Origin of the sequence: Pseudonocardia lacus, from assembly GCF_018531445.1 — a bacterium.
GTDB lineage: Bacteria > Actinomycetota > Actinomycetes > Mycobacteriales > Pseudonocardiaceae > Pseudonocardia > Pseudonocardia lacus.
This window is the reverse complement of record NZ_JAHDTH010000097.1, coordinates 1-22,581: the sequence shown is the minus strand read 5'-3', so window position 1 is coordinate 22,581 and position 22,581 is coordinate 1. Positions and strand designations below refer to the sequence as shown.

The following is a 22,581-nucleotide window of genomic DNA, read 5'->3' as shown; positions in this document are numbered from 1 at the left end:
GACGCCCCCGACCCCGGCCCGGGGACCGGGACCGACGGGACGGCAGGGGGCGGCAGGGGGCGACCCCCTGCTCGACGGACCGGCGGGATCAGCCCGTCTCGCCCAACCCCCGCCGCCGCTCCTGCTCCCGCAGGATCTTCTGCCGCGCGTCGTGGTCGCGCATCCGCTGCGGGTACCCGATGAGCTGCACGTCGTAGATCGGGATCGCCAGCGAGCGGGCCAGCTTGCGGGCCGCGTCGGGGTCGCCGATGCGGCGGCGGGTGTGGTCGCCGTCCTTGTCGACCAGCAGCATCGTCGTATCGGTGACCGCGGTGCGCGGCTCGACGAACGCCTCGACGCCCTCGTGCGCCGCGGCCCAGGCCCGCAGGTGGGCCTCGTCGTCGCGGCCGCCCGTGCGCAGCGTGCCCGGGCGCCCGCGGCGGAATCTGTCCAGCAACCCCATGGCCGCCACCTCCCGCACCGGACAACGGGCGGACCCCCCGATTTTCTCCCGAACGGACCAGCCCCCGCGCCCGCGCCCGACAGGTGACAAGATGACCGCAGGCGGCGTCACCTGCCGCACCTGCTCCGCAGCCGGACGCCCAGCCCCGACCGCGCCGCAGACGACAGCGATCGGTGAGGAGTGCACACGTGCCCGAGCACAACGCGGATCTGGTGATCCTCGGCGGGGGGTCGGGCGGTTATGCCTGCGCCCTGCGCGCCGCGGAGCTGGGGATGTCCGTCGTGCTGGTGGAGCGCGACAAGCTCGGGGGCACCTGCCTGCACTACGGCTGCATCCCGACGAAGGCGATGCTGCACGCGGCCGAGGTCGCCGACGCCGCGCGCGACGGCGACAAGATCGGCGTGAAGAGCTCGCTGGCCGGCATCGACATGGCCGGCGTCAACGCCTACAAGGACGGCGTGGTCGCCAAGCTCTACAAGGGGCTGCAGGGGCTGGTCCGCTCCCGCAAGATCACCCTGGTGGAGGGTTCCGGCCGGTTCGAGGGGCCGCGCACGGTCGTCGTGGGTGACGACCGCTACGTCGGTGGCAAGGTCGTGCTGGCCACCGGGAGCTACGCGCGCACCCTGCCCGGTCTGGAGATCGGCGGCCGGATCATCACCAGCTACGAGGCGCTGCGCCTCGACCACGTGCCCGACCGGGTCGTCGTGCTCGGCGGCGGGGTGATCGGCGTCGAGTTCGCCAGCGTGTTCGCCAGCTTCGGATCCCAGGTCACCGTCGTCGAGGCGCTGCCGCGGCTGGTGCCGGCCGAGGACGAGTTCGCCTCCAAGCTGCTCGAGCGGGCGTTCCGCCGGCGCAGGATCGCGTTCAAGACCGGGGTGAAGTTCACCGGCGCCCGGCAGAGCGACGATGCGGTGACGGTGTCGCTGGAGTCCGGTGAGGAGCTGGAGGCCGACCTGCTGCTCGTCGCCGTCGGGCGTGGCCCCAACACCGCCGACCTGGGCTACGAGGAGGCCGGCATCGAGATGGAGCGCGGCTTCGTCCGCACCGACGAGCGGCTGCGCACGAGCCTGCCCGACGTGTTCGCCGTCGGCGACATCGTGCCCGGCCTGCAGCTGGCCCACCGCGGCTTCGCGCAGGGCATCTTCCTGGCCGAGGACATCGCCGGGCTGAACCCGCCGGTGATCGACGAGGCCGGTATCCCCCGGGTGACGTACTGCGAGCCGGAGGTGGCCTCCGTCGGCCTCACCGAGGCGCAGGCCAAGGAGCGCTACGGCGAGGTCCAGACCCTCACCTACGACCTGGCCGGCAACGGCAGGTCCCAGATCCTGCAGACCCAGGGCGCGATCAAGCTGGTCAAGTCCGGGGCCGAGGGCACGCCCGGTCCGGTCGTCGGCATCCACATGGTGGGCGCCCGGGTCGGCGAGCTGATCGGGGAGGCCCAGTTGGTCTACAACTGGGACGCCCAGGCCGAGGACATCGCCGCACTGGTGCACGCCCACCCCACCCAGAACGAGGCGTTCGGCGAGGCCCACCTGGCCCTGGCCGGCAAGCCGCTGCACAGCCACAGCTGACCGGTCCGCTGGCGGACAACCGCCCCAGCAGACCCCGCGACCGCACGACAGAGGAGCTCCGACCAGCCATGGCCTTCACCGTCCAGATGCCGGCCCTCGGTGAGAGCGTCACCGAGGGCACCGTCACCCGCTGGCTCAAGCAGGAGGGCGACCAGGTCGAGGTCGACGAGCCCCTGCTGGAGGTCTCGACCGACAAGGTCGACACCGAGATCCCCTCGCCCGCCGCGGGCGTCCTGCAGCGGATCGTCGCGGCCGAGGACGAGACGGTCGAGGTCGGCGGCGACCTCGCGGTCATCGGCGACGGCGACTCCGCCGACTCCGGCGGCAGCGGGTCCGACGAGTCGACCTCCGAGTCGACCGGGTCCGCCGACGAGTCCGCCGACGACGAGCCGGACGCGCCCGCCGAGGAGGAGGACCCGGGCGAGGACGCCCCGCAGCGCCCGAACCAGGCCGCCGAGCCGGCGGCCTCCGAGGAGCCGGCCGAGGCGCCCCGCGCGGCCGCGAAGTCGACCGGGTCGGGCACCGAGGTGACGATGCCCGAGCTCGGCGAGAGCGTCACCGAGGGCACCGTCACCCGCTGGCTCAAGCAGGTCGGCGACAGCGTCGAGGTCGACGAGCCGCTGCTGGAGGTCTCGACCGACAAGGTCGACACCGAGATCCCCTCCCCGGTCGCCGGCACGCTGCTGGAGATCGTCGCGAACGAGGACGACACGGTCGACGTGGGCGGCCGGCTGGCGGTCATCGGCGACGCCGACGCCCAGGCCGAGTCGGAGCCCGAGCCGGAGCCCGAGCCCGCGCCTAAGGCCGAGGCGAAGGCCCCCGCGAAGCCCGCCCGGAAGGACACCGGGAAGGCCCCCGCGAAGGACACCGCCGGGCAGGCCGACGAGGGCACCGAGGGCGCGGTGGCCGAGACCGAGGAGCAGGGCTCCCGCCCGTCGGAGGAGTCCGGCGACGGCGAGCGCTCCGGCACCCCGTACGTGACGCCGCTGGTGCGCAAGCTCGCGTCCGAGCACGGCGTCGACCTGTCCACGATCAGCGGCACCGGTGTCGGCGGCCGCATCCGCAAGCAGGACGTGCTGGCCGCGGCCGAGTCCGCCCACGAGCCGGAGCCCGAGCCGCAGCCCGAGCCCAGCGCACCGGCCCCCGCGGCCGCGTCGGCGGCGCCGTCCGGGGCGCCGAAGACCCCGTCCGCGGTGGCCAAGCCCAACCCGGACGGCCCGCAGCCGGGTACCACGGTCAAGATGCCGCGGCTGCGCCAGGTCATCGCCCAGCGGATGACCGAGTCGCTGCGCATCTCCGCGCAGCTGACCACCGTGCAGGAGGTCGACCTCACCCGCGTCGCCAAGCTGCGCGCGCGGGCGAAGGCCGAGTTCGAGCGCCGCGAGGGCGTCAAGCTCACCTACCTGCCGTTCTTCGCCAAGGCCACCGTGGAGGCGCTCAAGGCGTTCCCGCAGGTCAACTCGTCCATCGACGCGGACGGCAAGCAGGTCACCTACCACGGCAACGTGCACCTGGCGATCGCCGTGGACACCCCGCGCGGGCTGCTCGTCCCGGTGATCAAGAACGCCGAGGACCTGAGCATCGTGGGCCTGGCCAAGCGGATCGCCGACGTCGCGGCCCGCACCCGGGCCAACAAGATCGGCCCTGACGAGCTGTCCGGCGGCACGTTCACGATCACGAACATCGGCAGCGCGGGCGCCCTGTTCGACACCCCGATCATCAACCAGCCCCAGGTCGCGATCCTGGGCACCGGGGCGATCACCAAGCAGCCCGCGGTCATCACCGGCCCGGACGGCGACGACGTCATCGCGGTGCGGTCGCTGTGCTACCTCCCGCTGACCTACGACCACCGGATCGTCGACGGCGCCGACGCGGGCCGCTTCGTCTCGGCGATCAAGGCCCGGCTGGAGGAAGGCGCGTTCGAGGGCGAGCTCGGGCTCTAGCGCTCATCGCAGGGACGCGCCCGCCCGTGCGGCGGGCGCGTCCGTGTGAGCATCGCCGGTCCGAGTCGCGGCCGCGCGCCCCGTTCGGGAGGATCACGCCGTGCGCGTAGTCGTGGCCGGCTCCTCCGGTCTGATCGGAACGGGCCTCGTCGCCCATCTGCGGCAGGCGGGCCACGAGGTGCTGCGCCTGGTGCGCCGGGCGCCGGCCGCGCCCGACGAGCGCGGCTGGGACCCGCCGGCCGGGCGGATCGACGCCGGCACGTTCGACGGCGTCGACGCGGTGGTCAACCTCAACGGCGTCGGCATCGGCGACCGGCCGTGGAGCGGGGCGCGCAAGCAGCAGATCCGCGACAGCCGCAACGTGCCCACCGAGGTGCTGGCCACGGCGGTGGCCGAGCACGGGGTGCCGGCCCTGCTGTCGGCCTCGGGCATCAACTTCTACGGCGACACCGGCGACCGGGAGGTCGACGAGTCGTCCCCCGCCGGGTCCGGTTTCCTCGCCGAGGTCTGCCAGGACTGGGAGGCCGCGACGAAGCCCGCCGTCGCCGGGGGCGCGCGGGTCGTGCTGCTGCGCAGCGGCCCGGTCCTGTCGCCATCGGGGGGCGTCCTGAGCCGGCTGCGGCCGCTGTTCACGGTGATGCTGGGCGGGCGGATCGGCAGCGGCCGCCAGTACTTCCCGTGGATCTCGCTGGACGACGAGATCGACGCCATCCGCTTCCTGCTGGAGGGCGACCGGTTCGCCGGCCCGGTCAACCTGGTGGGTCCCGAGCAGGCCACCAACGCCGAGTTCACCCGGGCGCTGGCCGCCGCCGTCGGCCGTCCGGCGCCGTTCGTGATGCCCGCCTTCGCGCTGCGCGCGGTGCTCGGGCAGATGGCCGAGGAGATGATCCTCACCGGCCCGCGGGCGCGGCCCGGGGTGCTGCTCGACGGCGGATTCCGGTTCCGGCACAACGGCATCGACGAGGCCCTGTCGGCCGCCGTCGGATCGTGACCGCGCGCGCCGCCCCTCCGTCGAGAACGAACTTGTCGTGATCGACAGGCCGGAATGATCACGACAGGTTCGTTCTCGACGGGGTTCAGCCGAGGGCGGGGTGCAGGCGCAGGTCGAGGCCGGCGGGGGCGTCGGCCTTCGCGACGGGGTGCTCGCTCACCGCGAGGCGGCCGTCGAGGGCATCCAGCACGGCGGTGGCCATCGGGTCGACGACCTCGGCCACCGGCACCGGGCGGCCCAGCTCGGCCGCCAGCGAGGTGACCCCGGCGTCGGTGATGCCGCACGGCACGATCCGGTCGAAGGCGCCCAGGTCGGGCTCGCAGTTCAGGGCGAAGCCGTGCAGCGTCACCCCGCCCTGCACGCGCACCCCGATCGCGCCGATCTTGCGCTCGGGGCGGGTGGCGTCGGCGGGCAGCCACACGCCGCTGCGGCCCTCGACGCGCCCGGCGGCGGTGACCCCCAGACCTGCCACGACCGCGATGAGCGCCTCCTCCAGCCTGCGCACGTAGTCGACGACGTCGAGCGGCTCGGCCAGGGCGACGATCGGGTAGCCGACCAGCTGGCCGGGGCCGTGCCAGGTGATCCGGCCGCCGCGGTCGACGTCGACGACGGGGGTGCCGTCGGTCGGGCGGTCCTCTGGCTGGGTGCGCTTGCCCGCCGTGTAGACCGACGGGTGTTCCAGCAGCATCAGCACGTCCGGGCCGGTGCCGGCGCGGCGCGCCTCGGCATGCGCGCGCTGGGCGTCCCAGGCCGCCAGGTACTCGACGGTGCCCAGCCGATCGACCCGGACGGGGTCGGGGCCGCGGCGACAGGTTCGGTGCTCACCCGTGCTCATGGCGTTCACGCTACGCCCCGCCCTCGGCCGCCCATGGCGTAGGCTTGTCCGTAATTCCGGAATTACGGAGGACATCATGCCGCTCACCCGTCGTCGGATGCTCGCCCTGACCACCGCGTTCGCCGCCGCGGCCGGTTGCGCCCGCCCCGCTGCGCCCGCACCACCACCCGCGAGCGCGCCACCTGGGCCACCCGACACCCCCGACGCCCTCGTGGACTGGATCGCCGCACGACCCGATCGGGCGTCCCTGCTGGTCGACGACGGCCGCGGCACCCTGGTCGAGCACCTCGCCGACCGCCCCCGGCCGGTCGCCTCCGCGAACAAGGTCGTGCACCTCGTCGCGTACGCGCAGGCGGTCGCCGCCGGCCGGCTCGACCCGGACGGACCGGTCCCGGTCGCCGCGTGGGAGGCCTGGTACGTGCCCTCGGGGGCGGCGACGGACACGCACCCCGCCGCTGCGCAGGCGCTCGGAGCCGTGCCGGACGGCGTGGTGACCTGGGACGGCATCGCCGCGGTGATGATCGACCTGAGCGACAACGCCGCCGCCGACCTGCTGCGCGCCGAACTCGGCGACGACGCGCTGGTCGCGGCGGCCGCGGCGACCGGCTGGAGCCCCGTCGAGCTGCCCTGCTTCGCCGGCGAGGTCCTGGCGTTCGACGCCGTGCCCCCGGGCACCGACCGGCCCACCGCGGTGCTGGACGCCGGTCGCGCCTACGCCGGAGATCCCGCGCGCCGGGCCGCCCACGCGGCCGCCGTGCGGCAGGCCGGCGCGACCCCGACCGACGACCCCACCGCCGGCCTGGACGACCCCACGCTGCGCGCCGTCCTGCGCTGGTGGGACGGCTCCCCCGCGGCGGCGGCGCGGCAGTTGGCCGGGGTGCACCGGGCGGCGGCGACCGACGCGCTCGGGCCGGAGGTGTCGGCCACGGTGCGCCGGCACCTGGAGCGGGCGCTGACCGGGCGCCTGCCCGCCGGCGTGCTCGGCGCCGGCCAGAAGGGCGGCAACTACGCCGGGCTGATCACGAACGCGTTCACCCTGCGGCGCGCCGACGGCACCACGGGGCTGTCGGTGCTGAGCCTGTCCGGCCTGGACCGGGCGCCGTACCAGGAGCTGGTGGCCTCGTCGGCCTGGCTGGGGCTCACCCAGCAGGTGCTGCTCGACCCGGGCCTGCGCGACCGGCTGCGCGCCGCCGTGGGCGGGTCCTGAGCCGCCCGGGCATGCTGCACCCGTGAGCGACGACCCCGCAGTGCTCGACCGGCTGGCCGCGCTGGAGCGCCGCGTGGCCGTGCTGGAGGGCGCCGCGCCGGCACCGGTCGAGCCCGCCGCGCCGCCGGCCGCGGCCGGCGTCGTGCGCTACGCCGGCGACGTGCACCTGCACGGCGACGTCACCTGGTCCATCGCCTGCGACGCCGCCGAGGCGCTGGACCTCGACGACGAGCCGCGACTGGCCGTGCTGGCCGCGCTCGGCCACCCGGCCCGCGTGCGGATCGTGCGCGCACTGTTGGCCGGAGGACCCAGCGGAACCGCGGCGCTGCAGGCGGCGGCGGAGCTGGCCTCGACCGGCCAGCTCTACCACCACCTGCGCTCGCTGACCCACAGCGGCCTGGTGGAGCAGGACACCCGCGGCTCCTACCGGGTCGCCGGCCGGGCCGTGGTGCCGACGCTGGTGCTGCTCACCGCGGCCGCCGACGTCGCGGGGCAGCTGCGCTGAGCGCCCCTCAGCCCAGCTGGGGCGCCACCTCGGCGGCGACGAGCTCGACCTGGTCGAGGTCGCCGAGGTCGAGCAGCTGCAGGTAGACGCGGGTGGCCCCGGTCTGCTCGCGCCACCGGCCCAGCTTGTCGACGACCTCGGCCGGGGTGCCGGCCAGGCCGCTCTCCCGCAGCTCCGCCTCGTCGCGGCCGAGGGTCAGCGCGCGCTTGGCGACCTCGGCGTCGTCCCGGCCGACGCAGATCACCTGGGCGATCGAGCGCACCAGCTCGCCCGGGTCGCGCCCGATGGCCCGGCATGCCGCCTCGACGCGCTCGAACTGGGCGGCGACGGCGTCGGGCGCGGAGAACGCGACGTTGAACTCGTCGGCGAACCGGGCGGCCAGCTCCGGGGTGCGCTTCTTGCCGTGCCCGCCGACGATCACCGGCGGCCGCGGTCGCTGCACGGGCTTGGGCAGGGCGGGCGAGTCCTCGAGCGCGTAGTGGGCCCCGGCGAACCCGAACCGCTCGCCGGGCAGCGTGCCCCACAGCCCGGTGACGATCTCCAACTGCTCGGCGAGCCGGTCGAAGCGCTCCCCGAGCTCCGGGAACGGGATCCCGTACGCGGCGTGCTCGCGCTCGAACCAGCCGGCGCCCAGGCCCAGCTCGACCCGGCCCCGCGACATCTGGTCGACCTGGGCCACCGCGATGGCCAGCGGACCGGGCAGCCGGAACGTCGCGGAGTTGACCAGCGTGCCGAGGCGGATGCGCTCGGTGTCGCGGGCCAGCCCGGCCAGGGTGATCCAGGCGTCGGTGGGACCGGGCTCGCCCGAGGCGTTGCCCATCACCAGGTAGTGGTCGGACCGGAAGAACGCGTCGTAGCCGGCCGCCTCGGCCGTCCGCGCGACGCTCAGCAGGTCGTCGTAGCCGGCCCCCTGCTGGGGCTCGGTGAAGATCCTCAGGTCCACCCGGTCGACGCTATGCCATCTCCGCACCGCACCACCGGGTGGCCTCACTGGCCGGCGGATCCGGCCCGAGGCCGCGATCACCGCCGCGGCGTAGCCTTGCGGGCGTGACGATCGCACCAGAGGGTCGCAAGCTCCTGCGCCTCGAGGTCCGCAACAGCGAGACCCCGATCGAGCGCAAGCCACCGTGGATCCGCACGACGGCCCGCACCGGCCCGCAGTACACCGAGCTCAAGTCCCTCGTGCGCTCCGGCGGCCTGCACACCGTCTGCGAGGAGGCCGGCTGCCCCAACATCTACGAGTGCTGGGAGGACCGCGAGGCCACCTTCCTCATCGGCGGCGAGCAGTGCACCCGCCGGTGCGACTTCTGCCAGATCGACACCGGCAAGCCGGCCCCGTTGGACCGCGACGAGCCCCGCCGCGTCGCCGAGTCCGTGCAGCAGATGGGCCTGCGCTACTCCACGGTCACCGGCGTCGCCCGCGACGACCTGGAGGACGGCGGGGCCTGGCTCTACGCCGAGACCGTGCGCCGGATCCACGCCATGAACCCCGGCACCGGCGTCGAGCTGCTCATCCCGGACTTCAACTCCCGCGACGACCAGCTCGGCGAGGTCTTCGGCTCGCGCCCGGAGGTACTGGCCCACAACCTGGAGACCGTGCCGCGGATCTTCAAGCGCATCCGGCCCGCGTTCCGCTACGCGCGCTCGCTGGAGGTCATCACCAAGGCCCGCGCCGCCGGCCTGGTGACCAAGTCCAACCTGATCCTGGGCATGGGCGAGACCCCCGACGAGGTCACCGCCGCGCTGCGCGACCTGCACGACGCCGGTTGCGAGATCATCACGATCACCCAGTACCTGCGGCCCTCGAAGCGCCACCACCCGGTCGAGCGCTGGGTCAAGCCCGAGGAGTTCGTCGAGCACGCGAAGGCGGCCGAGGAGATGGGCTTCGCCGGCGTCATGGCCGGTCCGCTGGTCCGTTCGTCGTACCGCGCCGGGCGCCTCTACGCCCAGACGGTGCAGCGGCGGGGTGAGGAGCTTCCCGAGGGCCTGGAGCACCTGGCCGCCGAGGGCACCGCCGCGCAGGAGGCCAGCGCGCTGCTCGCCCGCCGGTAGCGGCTCCCGGGCCGCCGCCCCGCGCTCGACCAGCGCGGACAAGTATCCTGGCCGCGTGGCGGGTGGGAAGCCGGACAAGGCTGGCAAGGCGAAGGACAGGTCGGCGACCAAGGTCGCCGCGAACAAGGCCGCGCAGAAGGAGGCCCGCAAGGCCAAGCGCGCCGAGTCGAAGGCCCGGCGCCGCCAGATCTGGGAAGCCTTCAAGATGCAGCGCAAGGAGGACAAGGCGCTCATCCCCTGGATGGTCGGCGTCTTCCTGGCCTCGGTGCTGGTGGTCTTCGGCATCGGCTGGCTGCTGGGCATCGAGTGGTTCCTGCTGCCCATCGGCATCGCCGTCGGCATCCTGGCCGCGATCAGCGTGTTCGGCCGGCGGGTGCAGAGCTCGGTCTACAGCAAGGCCGACGGCCAGCCCGGCGCGGCGGGATGGGCGCTGGACAACATGCGCGGGCGCTGGCGGGTCACCGCCGGCATCGCCGGCACCACCCACCTCGACGCCGTGCACCGGGTGATCGGCCGCCCGGGCATCATCCTGGTCGCCGAGGGCGCCCCGCACCGGGTGAAGAGCCTGCTCGCGCAGGAGAAGAAGCGCACCGCGCGCGTGGCGGGCACCATCCCGATCTACGACGTGGTCGTGGGCAACGACGAGGGCCAGGTGCCGCTCAAGAAGCTGCAGCGCCACCTCATGAAGCTGCCCCGCAACATCACGCCCAAGGAGATGGAGACCATCGAGGCCCGGCTGGCCGCGCTCGGCTCGCGGGCCGCGGCGCTGCCCAAGGGCCCGATGCCAGCCGGGGCGAAGATGCGCAGCGTCCAGCGCACCGTCCGCCGCCGCTGACCCTCCCCCGGCGTCGGCGGCCCGTCAGTCGCGGGTGCGCACGACGATCGTCCGGGCGGCCCGGTCGTGCCAGCCGCGGCCGTCGGCGTCGCGCAGCAGGGGCGGCACGACGACCGCGGTCATCGCGGTGCGCAGCACCGCGCGCGGGACCCCGACGACCGGCGCCGAGTCGATCGAGGCGACCCGGATGCCGACCGCCGTCATGCCAGCGCTCGCCCCGAACACCGCCACCGGCGCCGCGGTGAGCAGGAACCACACCCCCAGCACCCACCAGTTGAACCCCGGCGCGGTCAGCGGGTCGGGGCCCACGAACAGGGCCGAGACCAGCATCGCGAGTGCCCAGTCGACGGCGATCGCGGCGAGCCGCCTGCCGAACCCGGCCGCCGAGCTCACACCCCGCTCGGGCAGCCCGAACTGGCGTCCGGGGTAGTCGTTCGTCGCATCGCGGGCAGACCCGGGCATTCAGCGCTCCTCCGGACGGCTCATGGCCCTAGGGTATGCCCGTGTGGGTCGTCACTCCCCGCTGACGAGGCAGTTAACGTCTGTGAAACCGGTGAGAGACCGACGGGCAACACGGCGGTCCTAGCGTCGCGCCAAGCTACGCGTCGATCGAAGGAGCCAGTGAGGGTGTTCAACAACTCCGAAGAGATCCTGAAGTACATCTCGGACGAGAAGGTCGAGTACGTCGATGTCCGGTTCTGCGACCTTCCGGGTGTGATGCAACACCTCACCGTCCCCGCCACCACCGCGGCCGACATCCTCGAGGACGGTGTCGCCTTCGACGGATCGTCCGTGCGCGGCTTCCAGGCCATCAACGAGTCCGACATGGCGCTGTTCGCGGACGCCGCCACGGCCCGCCTGGACCCGTTCCGCAAGCACAAGACGCTCAACATCAACTTCTTCGTGCACGACCCGATCACGGGCGAGCCCTACAGCCGCGACCCGCGCAACGTCGCCCGCAAGGCCGAGGAGTACCTGGCCGCGTCCGGCGTCGCCGACACCTGCTACTTCGGGGCCGAGGCCGAGTTCTACATCTTCGACTCGGTGCGCTTCGGGTCCGAGCCGCACGAGCAGTTCAGCCACATCGACTCCGTCGAGGGCTGGTGGAACACCGGCCGCGACGAGCCGGGCGGCAACCTCGGCTACAAGGTCAACTACAAGGGCGGCTACTTCCCGGTGCCCCCGGTCGACCACTACGCCGACCTGCGCGACGACATGGTCACCAACCTGACCAACGCCGGCTTCCAGATCGAGCGCGGCCACCACGAGGTCGGCACCGCAGGCCAGGCCGAGATCAACTACAAGTTCAACACGCTGCTGCACGCGGCCGACGACATCCAGCTGTTCAAGTACATCATCAAGAACACCGCCTGGCACGCCGGCAAGACCGTCACCTTCATGCCCAAGCCCCTGTTCGGCGACAACGGTTCGGGCATGCACGCCCACCAGTCGCTGTGGAAGGACGGCGCGCCGCTGTTCCACGACGAGGCCGGCTACGGCGGCCTGTCGGACCTGGCGCGCTACTACATCGGCGGCCTGCTCCACCACGCCCCGAGCCTGCTGGCCTTCACCAACCCGACGGTGAACTCCTACCACCGCCTGGTCCCCGGCTTCGAGGCCCCGGTCAACCTGGTCTACTCGGCCCGCAACCGCTCGGCCTGCATCCGGATCCCGCTGTCGGGCAACAACCCCAAGGCCAAGCGCCTGGAGTTCCGCTGCCCCGACTCCTCGGGCAACCCGTACCTGGCGTTCGCCGCGATGATGATGGCCGGCATGGACGGCATCAAGAACAAGATCGAGCCGCCGGCCCCGGTCGACAAGGACCTCTACGAGCTCCCGCCCGAGGAGGCCAAGGACATCGCCCAGGTCCCCAGCAGCCTGCCCGCCGTGATCGACCGCCTCGAGGCCGACCACGACTACCTGCTCGAGGGCGGGGTCTTCACGCCGGACCTCATCGAGACCTGGATCCAGCTCAAGCGGGACAACGAAATCGACCCGCTGCGGCTGCGCCCGCACCCGTACGAGTTCGCGCTGTACTACGACGTCTGATCCTGGGCGCTCGTCGAGCAGCTAGGCACCCCGGAAACGGCGGTTGACCTGCGGAGACGTCTTCCGGCGTCAGCCACGGTCAACCGCCGTTTCTTGTCTTCGGGGTGCCTGTCCGACCCGGCAGCGGACCGCCGGCTGGACGAGTGGGCGCAGGCGACAGGCCGCGTGCACGGATGCCGCTGGAATTCCGCCGTCGCCGGCCGAGCCCGGGCTGTCCACGGCCCGGGCCGGGGCGAAGGAGCACCACATCCCATGACGTCCCGGGACGACGAGGGGGCCCACCGGGCTTGGTCGTGGGTCCGGTCGATGCTCCGGTCACCCACCCGTGTCGAATCGTCGACGACTCTGGTCCCGCACCGGGCGTATCCCAGCGAGGACGCCCGCAGCTACGCCTACGACCAGGCACTGGCACTGCAGAGTGCGCTGGTGATGGACGACCTGACCACCGCTCCGGTCCTGGCTCGCGGACTGGTCGCGCTGCAGACGCAGTCCGGTCAGCAGGCCGGCGGATTCGTCTCATCGGCACTCCGATCGAACCCGGCCGGCGGTGAACCGATCTACCGCACGGGCAACACGGCGATCGCGCTGTACTCATTGCTGAGCTACCTGCACCGGACACGGGAGTCGGAGCCGGATGCACCGGCGATCCGGCGGGCCGCCGATCGGGCCACCGACTGGCTCCTCCGTCAGCAACTGCCCGGCGGTCCCATGGCCGGCCTGCTCACCGGCGGTTGGGATCAGGACGGGGCCGGACGAGGCACTCGGCTGCCGTTCGCCTCCACCGAGCACAACCTCGATGCCTGGCATTCGCTGTCGCGGGCGGGAGAGGCGCTGAACTGCCCGCGATGCACCGCGGCCGCCGACACGTTGCGCGACGCCATCCTCGGCATCCTGTGGGATCCGAGCGACGGTGGCTTCCTCCAGGGCATGCGACCGGAAGGTCCGGACCGGGTCGAGCCGTTGGACGTCAACTCCTGGGGGGCGATCTTCCTCGACGCGGTCGGACGCCCCGAGCACGCCGACGCGTCGTTGGGTCGGACGGCCGCATTCGCGGTGTCCGATCGGTCCCTGTCGGGCTACCTGGCCTTCCGACCGCAATCGGCGGTGCCGAACCCGGTGCCGTCGGTGTGGCTGGAGGGGTCCTTCGGGGTGGCTCTCGCCCGGGCCCGCCACGGTGGTGCCGGGTACGCCGACACCATGGCGGGCCTCGCGGCGGCTCAACGCCCGGACGGATCGATGCCGATGGCGAGTTCGGCAGATGTCGATCGCGAGTTGTCCACGGAGTCCTCGGTCGCCGCCACCACCTGGTTCATCCTGGCCGGCCGCCCCCACCACGCGGATTCGCTGTGGTCAGCCCCGTGAGGGGAGACCGCCGGCCCGAACGCCGTCGGCCGGTGGTGGCGCTTCGACCGGATCGTCGACCGGCGTGAGCGGTAGGGCGAGGGCGAACGTGGTGCCTTCGCCCACGGTGCTGGCGACCCGGATGGTGCCGTGGTGAGCGACCGCGATCGCCTGGGTGATGGTGAGACCCAACCCGACACCGGGCACCGCGAACTGGACCGCGGTCGACGCCCGGAAGAACCGCGAGAACAGCCGGTCGATCTCGTCCGCCGGGATGCCGATACCGGTGTCACTGACCGAGATGAGCGCCATCTCGCGCTCCGGATCGTCTCCGGCGGTGGTGCTCAGCGTGATGGCGACCCGCCCACCGGGCGGGGTGAACTTGATGGCGTTGGACACGAGGTTGTCGACGGCCTGACCCAACCTGGTCGCATCCCCCCAGACGTGCGGCGCGGTCGCCGGGCGCGACAGGACGACGCTGACGTCCCGCGCCGTCGCCACCGGCCTCGCCGCCTCCAGCGAGGCGCTGACCACGGTCCCCAGGTCGACATCGCTCTCCTGCAGCGCGAACCGACCGGATTCCACCTGCGCGGTGAACAGCAGGTCGGACACCAGGCGGAGCAGTCGCTGCGCGTTCCGCTCGATGGTCGCGAGGTACGTCGTCTGCTCCGCCGTCAGCGGATGCTCGTCGTCGTCGCTGATGAGCTCGAGGTACCCCAGGATCGAACTGAGCGGCGTGCGCAGTTCGTGCGAGATCAGGTTGACGAACTCGTCCTTCGACCTGGCCTGGCGCCGTTCCTCGGTGACGTCGGTCGCGACGTACAGGTAGCCCTCGACGTCGCCCGCCGCATCGTGTCGAGCCGTGATCGCGACCCGCACCCGCAGGGTCGACCCGTCCGCCCGCCGGTACGTCCAGTCCTGGACGTCGGCGTCCCCGTCGCCGACCGGAGCCGTCAGCGGGCTGCGGGTGTCACCCGGATCCTCACCCGCCCGGCGGCTGAGTTCGTCGGGCAGGTGGAAGTCGACGACGTTGCGGCGACCGACCACCTCGTGCGCGGCGACACCGAGCATCTTCTGGGCCCCGGTGTTGAACACGTCGATCCGGCCGCAGAGATCGGTGCCGATGATCGACTGCTCGGTCACGGCGTCGAGCACACCGGCCATCTGGTGGGCCGACTCCTGGATGAGGTTGGATGCCGCGATGCTCGCCGTCGCGTTGTCCTGCGCCTCGGCCAGCAACTCCTCCTGTTTTCGTCGCAGGACTTGAACGGCCTCGACCCGGGAGTTCAGTCGGTGCTTGAGCCCATGGATCCACAGCGCGCTGATCACGAGGATCAGCGGCGTGAAGATGGCGCGGATCCACTGACCGTCGGCCATGCTGGTCGGATCGAACAACTGCGGGAGGAAGACGACGCCGACGATCAACGGTGTACCGATGAACAGCGGCAGCATGCCCGGCTGCACACCCAGCAGGAGCACCGGCAGGATCAACAGCGCCGCGAAGACCGAACCCGCGCCGCCCGTCCCGGCCCGCAGGAAGCCGATCGCGACCAGGTCGAGCAGGGGTATCACCATGACCGCCCGGACCGGCATGCCCGGGAGGCGCAGGACGAACGCCGTAGCGGTTGCGCCGGCCATCAAGGCCGCGGCGAGCCCGACGACCCACGCCTGCCCGTCGGTGACCCCGACCCCCGGCACCAGGAACATCAGGTGCGCCAGCAGGTAGACCGCGAGAATGCCGAGCTGGCGCCCCGCAAGTATGTCCGAGTCATTGGCGAGAAGACGCAGTCGACCCCCGACGCCGCGCGGGAGCCAGAAACCGGAAGCGAAGCTGCCCATTCCTACTCCTCCGGTGCCACGAAGCGGGTCGCGGATTCGCTGCCGGTCGCTCGCGGCGGCCGGGGCCGCACCAGCTCGCGGACGCGTTCAGCCAACGTGCGAGGGCTGAAGGGCTTGAGCTCGTAGGCGTCGGCACCGGCGGCTCCACCCTCGGCCACTGCCGCCGCGTCAACGGCCGCCGACAGCACCAGTACGCGGACGTCGCTGGTCGCCGGGTCCGCACGAACTGCCCGGCACACCTGCAGTCCGGTCATCCCCGGCATCGAGACGTCCAGGATCGCCAGATCGGGGACGCACCGCCTGATCGCGTCCAGCGCGGCACCGCCGGTGGACACGTCAGCGGCGACGACGGCCCCGGCCCGGGTCACCGAGAGGGCGATCAGCGCGCGGATGTCGGGGTCGTCATCGGCGATGACCACGGTGCCGCCGCTGCTCACGGGCAGGCCCGATCGGGTATCCGGCGCGACAGGAGCGCGGCGATCTGGGCCCGGGTCACCGGCTTGGGCAACAACTCCTCCGCACTCGGGTAGTCCTCGACGTCCAGCACGGACGAGATGGCCACCGGGCAGCCGGGCAACCGCTTCCTCAACTCGACCGCCAGCTGCCAGCCGTCGACACCCGGTAGCAGCAGATCCACGATGATCAGGTCGACCGGGACGTCCGAGAGGAGGGACAGGGCGTGCTCGCCGCTGGCCGCCGCGATCACGGTGCAGCCCTCGCGGTTGAGGAACGTGGTGATCAGGCCCAACTGGTCGGGGTCGTCGTCGACGACCAGGACGGTCGGGCACCTGGTGGCGGCGCGCACCGCGTCCGACGTCGTCACAGCCAGATCACCCGCGTCGTGATCACTACGGCGACGAGGATCGCAGCGATGAGGGCGGCCCTGACCAGGAACCGCTCGTGACGTCTGTCCGCACCGATCTCGGCCCTCAGGGGGGCCTGCTCCGGCAGGGCGGAGCCGACCGCCCCGGCCGCGGGCTTCGCAGTCGGGGCCCGCCGAGTTGCCCTGTGCCGCCCGGTCATGCCATCACCTTCCCCACCTTCTCGGTCTTGTCCCACACCTGAGCGGCACCCCTGATCTCCTTGATGTAGGAGTCGACGGTGATGGCGCACAGCAACGGTCCGTATCCGACGAGGTAGAGCAGGGCCGGCGAGAGCACCTTGCCCAGCTTGGTCGCCTCCGCCCGCTTCGCCAGCCACGCCGCCGGCATGCACAGCGACAACCAGGCGTAGAGGAACAAGGTGATGGCGTCCTCGCCGATGGGCTCCATCCGCAGTCCGAACAATCCCGGAACCGTCCGGGTGAGCAGTTCCGGGGAGAAGGCGGTGACCATCACCAGCAGCGAGATGATCCCCGGGAAAGCGATGGCCTCCCGCCAACTACGCCGACCGGTCGTCGGATCGAGCTGGACAGTCATCGCCGTGATGAAGAGGTAGGTGCACAACGCGAGGAACCAGAGCTCCTCGAAGATGCTCGTCGCCAGGTCGTTGTCGAGGAAGTGCAGACCGATCAGGCCGACGGACGAGAGCACCATGGCGAACGGCAGCAGGAGCACCGAGAACCAGATGATCCCGAACGAGAAGCCGCCCAGTCCGCGGTGCTTCCAGGGCCGGAACCACAGCCCGGAGAACCGCCTGGTGACCTGGACGTTGCCGCGACCCCATCGCAACCGCTGCTTCCACAGCGCTCCGATGCCCTCCGGCTCCTCGGCCAGGACGACGGCGTAGGGCTCGAAGACCACCCGTCGACCGTTCAGCTGCGTCAGGATCGTCGACACCGTGTCCTCGGCCAGCGTCGTGGTGTCGATGCGCCCGCCGATCGCCTCGAGGTTCTCCCGGGAGTGCAGTTGCGCGCCGCCGGCGAGGCACGCCAGGACTCCGAGCACGTTCTGGGCCCGTCGGGCCGCCGCTTGAGCGGCGACGTACTCGTAGCCGATGAACCGCGTCAGGTACCCGGGGTCCACACCCCCCTCACGGATGAACGCCGTCACCGCACCGACCCGGGGATCGCTGAGGTGCCGGGTCATCTTGCGCAGCGAGTCCGGCTGGTAGATCACGTCCGCGTCCATGATCAGCACCGCTTCGACCCACGTCCCCGCGAGCAGGATCGACAGACCGTGGTTCAGGGTGTGCGCCTTGCCCTGGCCACCCTGGTCCCGACGCAGGTGGAAGACCCGGCCCGGGTACCGGGCCGCGCGCTCGAGGACGACCTGGGGGGTGTCGTCCGTGCTGGCGTCGTCGACCACGTAGACGCGGAGCCGATCAGGCGGGTACTGCAACCGCACCAGGCGGTCGATCGACGCACCGACGACGGCACCCTCGTTCCACGCCGGCACGACGACCGCGACCCGGGGGAAGTAGGGCGCCGCTTCCGGGTAGTGGTTGCGGATCGCGTGGAACGGGATGAGCAGGAACTGGTACAGGCCGGCCGCCACCGGGATCACGCCCACGACGACGAGGATCACCAGTACCCAGCTGAGGACACCGGTCCACACCGTCATCGCCCGCCGGCCGACAAGGGGTCCACGACCTGCGCATCGGCGAGGGACCGGGACAGGTCGACGACCCGGTCGTACCGACCGACATCCCGGTGATGATGGCTGTCGGTGGACGCCACGAGGGTGACCCCCGCGGTCGCGAAGGCCTCGATCGCCCGTGGCCCGGGGCAGGCCCACTTCTCGTTGATCTCCACCCAGGTGCCGTGCGCGAGCGCTGCGGCGCACAAGGCCGACAGGTGGTCGGCGAGCAGATCGTCCTCGGTCAGCCCCACCTTGGGCAGCAGCGAGAACGGATGGGCCAGCTGGGCGTGCTCGACGGCCGCCATCGCGCCGATCATCGCACCGACCAGCGTGTCGACGATCGCGTCCGAGCTCAACCCCGCCGCCCGCTCGTCCAGGACCCGCGACGGGGACCACGGCCCGACCGGGCTCGGGTACTGGTGGTCGGCGATCAGCACCCGGCCGACGCGGTCGGGCCGGTCCGGATCGGTGCGCAGCCCCGGCGGGAGATCGAGTCGGCCGGTGGCATCGAGCATCTTGGCCTCGACCCCGGTCCGGATCGTGATGCCCTGGGCCGTTGGTCGCAGCGCTGCCGTCCGGCGGCAGAACTCCGGGACCCAGGTCGTCGACGCGCGTACGTGGTCGACGAGGCGGATCTGGTCGAGACCGGCCTGCCGTGCCGCCGCCACGTTCTCGGCCAGGGTGCTCTCGGCGTCGTCGGAGAACGTCGAATGCACGTGATGATCGCCGGCCAGGCCGGCCCAGGCCGGCAGGGTCATCCCGGGCTGGTCCCGAGCGCCGCGGGGGCCCGGCCGCTGAGCGAGCTGGGCACCTGCTGGATGTCGGGCATCTGCAGGAACAGGTCCTCCAGATAGCGGACGACCGCGACATCGCGGAAATCCAGCGCCGTGGGTGTCGGCCGTCCCAGGACGGCGTCCAGGGTGAGGGACGGCATGTCGATCCCGGCGGCGATCGTCAGTGGCATCGCACCCGGGAACCGCGGGTTCACCTCCAGCAACGCTGCCCGCCCTTCGCGGTCCCGGCGCAACTGCACGTTGGCGACCGTGGTCAGGCCGATGGCCGTCGCGACCCGTCGGGCGGCCTGCTCCAGTTCCTCGTGGTGCAGGGTGGCGCCGGCCACCGAGACGCCGGAGTCCACCCGCAGCCGGGAACGCGGGACGGCGGCGACGACGTGCCCGACCATGTCGGCGAACACATCCACGGAGAACTCGGCGCCCGGCAGCACGTCCTGCACCAGCCACGCGTCGTCGCTACCCAGCGCGAGCAGCTCGGCCTCGGACCCGACGAAGCTGATGCCCCGGGACCCGGCGCCCCGCCGGGGCTTCACCACCACCGGGTACCGCCGCCCGACGGCGGCCGCCGGGCCGAGCACCTCGGTCCGGGGCACCGGCAGCACGCCGGCACAGCGGTCGGCCAGCGCCAACTTGTCCAGGCAGACCTCCAACGTGGACAGGCCGGGCGAGGCCACCGCCACCCCGATCGCGGAGAACTCGTCCCGCGACGCGGCGATGATCGGCAGCTCGACGTCCACGGTGGGGAAGACCACGTCCACGCCGAGGGAGCGGCACCAGTCGAGCAGCACGGGGACGAACTCCACCGCGAGCCCCGCGGGTACCAGCACCCGCTGCTGGGCAGGGACCAGGTACAGCCCGCTCGCGAAGCGGTCCATGTCGGCCGCGATCACCCTGGTGTCGCGGCGGGCCAGCAGGGATCGGACGACCGAGATCCCGGCCGGACCCCCGACCCCGGTCACCAGGACGGTCGTCGTCACGAGACGATCTCGTCGACGACGCCGGTGACCAGGTCGGCGTGCGCCCGGCCGTTCCTGACCGGTTCGGCTGCCCCGCTGCCGATCAAGCCCCGGGTGTCGCGGATGACCTCCAGCGGCTCGCAGCTGGTGCCACCACCGAACCGCGACCAGTACCGCGCCGTGGCGAGCACGAAGTCCGGTTCGAGGTAGTCCCGGATCCCCGACTGGGTGGAGAAGCACTCCAACAAGGCCAGCTTGGTGTCGGTGTACCCGTCGATCGGGACGAACCGGTTCGGGTGGAAGTCGACCGTCGCGGAAGGGCTCTGGTAACACGCCAACGTGGGGACGCGGCGGGTCGCGACCGACGCCGCGTCGTGGACAGCCCGATGATCCTGGTGCCGGTCGTGCCGGGAATGCGTGTAGACGACAGACGGTCCTACCTCGTCGACGACCCTCTCGATGATGCTCACCGTCGGGTCGCTCGGACTGATCTTCGTGTCGACCAGGTCCTCGAGGAACAGCCGCGCGCCGATCAACTCGGCGGCGGCCAACGACTCCTGCTGCCGGTGCTCGGCGTCGCCCCCGCGATCGCCGCGGCACAACGTCAGGATGATCACCGAATCACCGGCCGCGCGGTGGGCGGCCAGCAGGCCGCCGACGCCGATCTCCACATCGTCCGGGTGCGCGCCGATGGCCAGCACGACGGGACGAACCGCTGCCGCGTTCCGGGCGGTGCGCAACTCGATCAGTCCGAGCAGGGTGGCCCGGAAATCGGCAGCGGAGACCGGTTTGACCAGGAACTCATCGATCTGGTTGCGCAGCGCACTGACCGCGTAATCCACGGTGGCGTGCGCGGTCATCATCGCGACCGGCATGTCCGGATCAACGCGACGGACACAGGTGGCCAGCTCGATCCCGGTCATTCCGGGCAATTCGATGTCGGCGATCAGAATATCCGCGCCGCGGGCACGGAAGCTCTCCAGCGCCATTCGGCCGTCGCACGCCACCTCGACCGTCACATCACCGCTGCGGCGCAGCACCGTACCGGCGTATTCGGCCAGGTCGGGATCGTCCTCCACCACCAACACACGCACAAGCCGCTCCCAGGACAAACCAGCCCGGAACGCTCGAGGCTTTCCGGTGTCGGAGCTCGATTGTGTCACCCCCACGCTTCCGGACACGCTCTCGATCGGTGACGGTTGATCCGGGGACGGGTCACGCATCGTCACTTTTCCAGCGGTGTGGCGTCACCACGGAGTGGTGGGGTCCCGATGGTGCGGTGTCGACTCCGACCAGTTCGTCGGACCGGCATTGATCCGCTCCATGCCACCCCGGCCGGCCGATGCGGTGCCGGCGCATGAGGAGCTTCGCGATCCTCGGCGCGGTAGTGGGATTGCGCGGAGTTAGCGGTACGGATCGGTGACCGTCCGCAGGTCGGCGAGGATCGCCCGCAGCTGCTCCATCCGCCGGTTCCCGAGGTGGTCGGCCCACTCGGCCTCGACCTCGGCCACGATGCCCGCCGCCACCGGGATGGTCCGCCACCCGCGCTCGGCGATCCGCACCAGCCGCGCCCGTCCGTCGCGCGGGTCCGGCATGCGCTCGACGTAGCCCGCGCGCTCCAGCTGGTCGACCAGGAAGCCGACGGTCTGCTTGGTCAGCCCGGCCTGCGCGGCGAGCTCGGTGAGCCGGCTGCCCTGCGGGGCCAGTCGCTGGAACACCCGGGCCTGGGCGGGGGTGAAGTCGTCGAAGCCCGCCGCGGCCAACCCGGCGAACACGCGCGCCTCCATCGCCCGGTACGGGATGAACAGCAGCAGCCCGACGTTCAGCGGCTCCGGGTCGTCCACGGTTGACGATAGTACGACACTCTGACTTAATTAGTCAGTCTCTCGTACTTCTTGGAGGTGCGCGATGGACCGGGACCAGCACTGGGCCACGATCGCCCGGCAACGCCGGGAACTCGCCGACCTGCTCGACGACCTGACCGACGACGAGTGGGAGCACCCCTCGCTGTGCGCCCAGTGGCGCGTGCGCGACGTCGTCGCCCACCTCGTCCTGACACCCCAGCCGCCCAGCCTGGGACGACTGGCCGTCGGGGCCGTCCGCGTCCGGGGCGACTTCGACCGGCTCAACCGCGACCTGGCCGTCGCGCACGCCGCCGCCGCGCCCGCCGACCTGGCCGCGCAGCTGCGCGAGCACGCGGGGAGCCGCCGGCGGCCGGTGGTCACGACCTACCGCAACCTGCACTTCGACGTCCTGGTGCACGCCCAGGACATCGCGGTGCCGCTGGGCCGGTCGCTGCCGATGCCCGTGGCCGCCGCCCGTGCGGGGCTGGAGCGAGTGTGGACGATGGGCTGGCCCTTCCACGCCCGCCGCGCCCTGGCCGGCGTCCGGCTGACCGCGACCGACACCGACTGGGCGGTGGGCGACGGCCCCGCGGTGCACGGGCCGACCGAGGCGCTGCTGCTGCTCGCCACCGGCCGCACCGCCGCGGCACTCCCCCGCCTGTCCGGTCCCGGCACCGCACGGCTCGCGGTCGGCGTACCGGACGGCCGCGGGTGAGGTTCCCGCCACTAGGTGTACTGACCGGACAGGTTGGTCAACCTGGTGATGGGCGGGACCCGTCCGATGGCGGTGTGGGGTCTGTGATGGTTGTACTCGTGGATCCAGCCCGGTAGGGCCTTTCGTCGCTGCGACTCGCTGGT

General features: G+C 72.2%; 24 protein-coding genes. 10 read left to right on the top strand and 14 right to left on the bottom strand.

The features are described from left to right. Positions 1-88: 88 nt before the first annotated feature. On the bottom strand, positions 89-442 hold the full coding sequence (locus KIK08_RS20530) for an oxidoreductase (protein ID WP_214404826.1): 354 nt from the start codon (positions 440-442) through the stop codon (positions 89-91). Between the two features lie 188 nt (positions 443-630). Here KIK08_RS20530 and lpdA point away from each other — a divergent pair, with 188 nt between their 5' ends. From lpdA to KIK08_RS20515, 3 genes are all read left to right on the top strand, one after another. After that, entirely contained in the window at positions 631-2,013 is a 1,383-nt protein-coding gene (gene lpdA, locus KIK08_RS20525) for a dihydrolipoyl dehydrogenase (RefSeq protein ID WP_214404825.1), read from the top strand. A 68-nt stretch (positions 2,014-2,081) separates the two neighbouring features. Beyond that, positions 2,082-3,956 (top strand): 2-oxoglutarate dehydrogenase, E2 component, dihydrolipoamide succinyltransferase, encoded by a 1,875-nt coding sequence (gene sucB, locus KIK08_RS20520; protein ID WP_214404824.1) that lies wholly within the window; start codon positions 2,082-2,084, stop codon positions 3,954-3,956. 100 nt (positions 3,957-4,056) lie between these two features. Beyond that, positions 4,057-4,947 (top strand): TIGR01777 family oxidoreductase, encoded by an 891-nt coding sequence (locus KIK08_RS20515; RefSeq protein WP_214404823.1) that lies wholly within the window; start codon positions 4,057-4,059, stop codon positions 4,945-4,947. 85 nt (positions 4,948-5,032) lie between these two features. Here the strand turns inward: KIK08_RS20515 and lipB are convergent, their stop codons facing one another. After that, complete coding sequence (lipB, locus tag KIK08_RS20510) at positions 5,033-5,782, bottom strand: lipoyl(octanoyl) transferase LipB (RefSeq protein ID WP_214404822.1); 750 nt, start codon at positions 5,780-5,782, stop codon at positions 5,033-5,035. 76 nt (positions 5,783-5,858) lie between these two features. On the opposite strand from lipB, the gene KIK08_RS20505 reads away from it, so the two are divergent. Next, complete coding sequence (locus tag KIK08_RS20505) at positions 5,859-6,989, top strand: serine hydrolase (protein WP_214404821.1); 1,131 nt, start codon at positions 5,859-5,861, stop codon at positions 6,987-6,989. Between the two features lie 22 nt (positions 6,990-7,011). Next, positions 7,012-7,494: a winged helix-turn-helix domain-containing protein gene (locus tag KIK08_RS20500; RefSeq protein WP_214404820.1), complete on the top strand. Its 483-nt coding sequence runs from the start codon at positions 7,012-7,014 to the stop codon at positions 7,492-7,494. Between the two features lie 7 nt (positions 7,495-7,501). Here KIK08_RS20500 and KIK08_RS20495 read toward each other — a convergent pair whose 3' ends face one another. Beyond that, positions 7,502-8,437, bottom strand: a complete 936-nt coding sequence (locus KIK08_RS20495; protein ID WP_214404819.1) for an LLM class F420-dependent oxidoreductase — start codon at positions 8,435-8,437, stop codon at positions 7,502-7,504. 104 nt (positions 8,438-8,541) lie between these two features. On the opposite strand from KIK08_RS20495, the gene lipA reads away from it, so the two are divergent. Together lipA and KIK08_RS20485 are read left to right on the top strand one after the other, a co-directional pair. Further along, positions 8,542-9,546 (top strand): lipoyl synthase, encoded by a 1,005-nt coding sequence (gene lipA / locus KIK08_RS20490; protein WP_214404818.1) that lies wholly within the window; start codon positions 8,542-8,544, stop codon positions 9,544-9,546. A 55-nt stretch (positions 9,547-9,601) separates the two neighbouring features. Continuing rightward, complete coding sequence (locus KIK08_RS20485; RefSeq protein ID WP_308257759.1) at positions 9,602-10,381, top strand: DUF4191 domain-containing protein; 780 nt, start codon at positions 9,602-9,604, stop codon at positions 10,379-10,381. A gap of 24 nt (positions 10,382-10,405) precedes the next feature. Here KIK08_RS20485 and KIK08_RS20480 read toward each other — a convergent pair whose 3' ends face one another. Continuing rightward, on the bottom strand, positions 10,406-10,843 hold the full coding sequence (locus KIK08_RS20480) for an RDD family protein (RefSeq protein ID WP_214404817.1): 438 nt from the start codon (positions 10,841-10,843) through the stop codon (positions 10,406-10,408). A 165-nt stretch (positions 10,844-11,008) separates the two neighbouring features. Between KIK08_RS20480 and glnA the strand changes: the two genes are divergently transcribed. Next, positions 11,009-12,430, top strand: coding sequence for a type I glutamate--ammonia ligase (gene glnA / locus KIK08_RS20475; RefSeq protein WP_214404816.1), 1,422 nt, complete (start codon positions 11,009-11,011; stop codon positions 12,428-12,430). 252 nt (positions 12,431-12,682) lie between these two features. Next, positions 12,683-13,792, top strand: a complete 1,110-nt coding sequence (locus KIK08_RS20470; RefSeq protein WP_214404815.1) for a hypothetical protein — start codon at positions 12,683-12,685, stop codon at positions 13,790-13,792. Here KIK08_RS20470 and KIK08_RS20465 read toward each other — a convergent pair. The 9 genes from KIK08_RS20465 to KIK08_RS20425 all read right to left on the bottom strand — a co-directional run bounded on the left by KIK08_RS20465 (position 13,781) and on the right by KIK08_RS20425 (position 21,723). Further along, positions 13,781-15,610: a sensor histidine kinase gene (locus tag KIK08_RS20465; protein ID WP_214404814.1), complete on the bottom strand. Its 1,830-nt coding sequence runs from the start codon at positions 15,608-15,610 to the stop codon at positions 13,781-13,783. The genes KIK08_RS20470 and KIK08_RS20465 overlap by 12 nt on opposite strands. Positions 15,611-15,612: 2 nt before the next feature. After that, a complete protein-coding gene (locus tag KIK08_RS20460; protein ID WP_214404813.1) occupies positions 15,613-16,047 on the bottom strand; it encodes a response regulator in 435 nt (144 codons plus the stop codon). Then, the gene (locus tag KIK08_RS20455) at positions 16,044-16,433 is read right to left on the bottom strand and encodes a response regulator (protein ID WP_214404812.1); all 390 of its coding nucleotides are present in this window, start codon (positions 16,431-16,433) and stop codon (positions 16,044-16,046) included. Before KIK08_RS20455 ends, KIK08_RS20460 begins: the two co-directional genes overlap by 4 nt. Then, entirely contained in the window at positions 16,430-16,633 is a 204-nt protein-coding gene (locus tag KIK08_RS20450) for a hypothetical protein (RefSeq protein ID WP_214404811.1), read from the bottom strand. Before KIK08_RS20450 ends, KIK08_RS20455 begins: the two co-directional genes overlap by 4 nt. Beyond that, entirely contained in the window at positions 16,630-18,111 is a 1,482-nt protein-coding gene (locus tag KIK08_RS20445) for a glycosyltransferase family 2 protein (protein WP_214404810.1), read from the bottom strand. The genes KIK08_RS20450 and KIK08_RS20445 overlap by 4 nt, the downstream gene beginning before the upstream one ends. Continuing rightward, positions 18,108-18,887, bottom strand: coding sequence for a PHP domain-containing protein (locus KIK08_RS20440; RefSeq protein ID WP_214404809.1), 780 nt, complete (start codon positions 18,885-18,887; stop codon positions 18,108-18,110). Before KIK08_RS20440 ends, KIK08_RS20445 begins: the two co-directional genes overlap by 4 nt. Beyond that, the gene (locus KIK08_RS20435) at positions 18,884-19,900 is read right to left on the bottom strand and encodes an ATP-grasp domain-containing protein (RefSeq protein WP_214404808.1); all 1,017 of its coding nucleotides are present in this window, start codon (positions 19,898-19,900) and stop codon (positions 18,884-18,886) included. Before KIK08_RS20435 ends, KIK08_RS20440 begins: the two co-directional genes overlap by 4 nt. Then, positions 19,897-20,973 carry a response regulator gene (locus KIK08_RS20430; RefSeq protein ID WP_214404807.1) on the bottom strand — a complete coding sequence of 359 codons (1,077 nt, stop codon included), beginning with the start codon at positions 20,971-20,973 and terminating at the stop codon, positions 19,897-19,899. The genes KIK08_RS20435 and KIK08_RS20430 overlap by 4 nt, the downstream gene beginning before the upstream one ends. Before the next feature lie 309 nt (positions 20,974-21,282). Continuing rightward, positions 21,283-21,723, bottom strand: coding sequence for a MarR family winged helix-turn-helix transcriptional regulator (locus tag KIK08_RS20425; RefSeq protein ID WP_308257758.1), 441 nt, complete (start codon positions 21,721-21,723; stop codon positions 21,283-21,285). A 64-nt stretch (positions 21,724-21,787) separates the two neighbouring features. Here KIK08_RS20425 and KIK08_RS20420 point away from each other — a divergent pair, with 64 nt between their 5' ends. Further along, entirely contained in the window at positions 21,788-22,438 is a 651-nt protein-coding gene (locus KIK08_RS20420; protein WP_214404806.1) for a maleylpyruvate isomerase family mycothiol-dependent enzyme, read from the top strand. A gap of 11 nt (positions 22,439-22,449) precedes the next feature. Here the strand turns inward: KIK08_RS20420 and KIK08_RS20415 are convergent. After that, positions 22,450-22,581: integrase core domain-containing protein (locus tag KIK08_RS20415; RefSeq protein ID WP_214404833.1), on the bottom strand; the 132-nt coding region annotated here is incomplete at its 5' end.

Excerpts from the sequence above, each read along its gene's own strand:
- KIK08_RS20530 (WP_214404826.1), bottom strand. The coding sequence starts at position 442 with ATGGGGTTGCTGGACAGATTCCGCCGCGGGCGCCCGGGCACGCTGCGC.
- sucB (WP_214404824.1), top strand. The coding sequence starts at position 2,082 with ATGGCCTTCACCGTCCAGATGCCGGCCCTCGGTGAGAGCGTCACCGAG.
- lipB (WP_214404822.1), bottom strand. The coding sequence starts at position 5,782 with ATGAGCACGGGTGAGCACCGAACCTGTCGCCGCGGCCCCGACCCCGTC.
- KIK08_RS20505 (WP_214404821.1), top strand. The coding sequence starts at position 5,859 with ATGCCGCTCACCCGTCGTCGGATGCTCGCCCTGACCACCGCGTTCGCC.
- KIK08_RS20480 (WP_214404817.1), bottom strand. The coding sequence starts at position 10,843 with ATGCCCGGGTCTGCCCGCGATGCGACGAACGACTACCCCGGACGCCAG.
- KIK08_RS20470 (WP_214404815.1), top strand. The coding sequence starts at position 12,683 with ATGACGTCCCGGGACGACGAGGGGGCCCACCGGGCTTGGTCGTGGGTC.
- KIK08_RS20465 (WP_214404814.1), bottom strand. The coding sequence starts at position 15,610 with ATGGGCAGCTTCGCTTCCGGTTTCTGGCTCCCGCGCGGCGTCGGGGGT.
- KIK08_RS20450 (WP_214404811.1), bottom strand. The coding sequence starts at position 16,633 with ATGACCGGGCGGCACAGGGCAACTCGGCGGGCCCCGACTGCGAAGCCC.
- KIK08_RS20445 (WP_214404810.1), bottom strand. The coding sequence starts at position 18,111 with ATGACGGTGTGGACCGGTGTCCTCAGCTGGGTACTGGTGATCCTCGTC.
- KIK08_RS20440 (WP_214404809.1), bottom strand. The coding sequence starts at position 18,887 with ATGACCCTGCCGGCCTGGGCCGGCCTGGCCGGCGATCATCACGTGCAT.
- KIK08_RS20420 (WP_214404806.1), top strand. The coding sequence starts at position 21,788 with ATGGACCGGGACCAGCACTGGGCCACGATCGCCCGGCAACGCCGGGAA.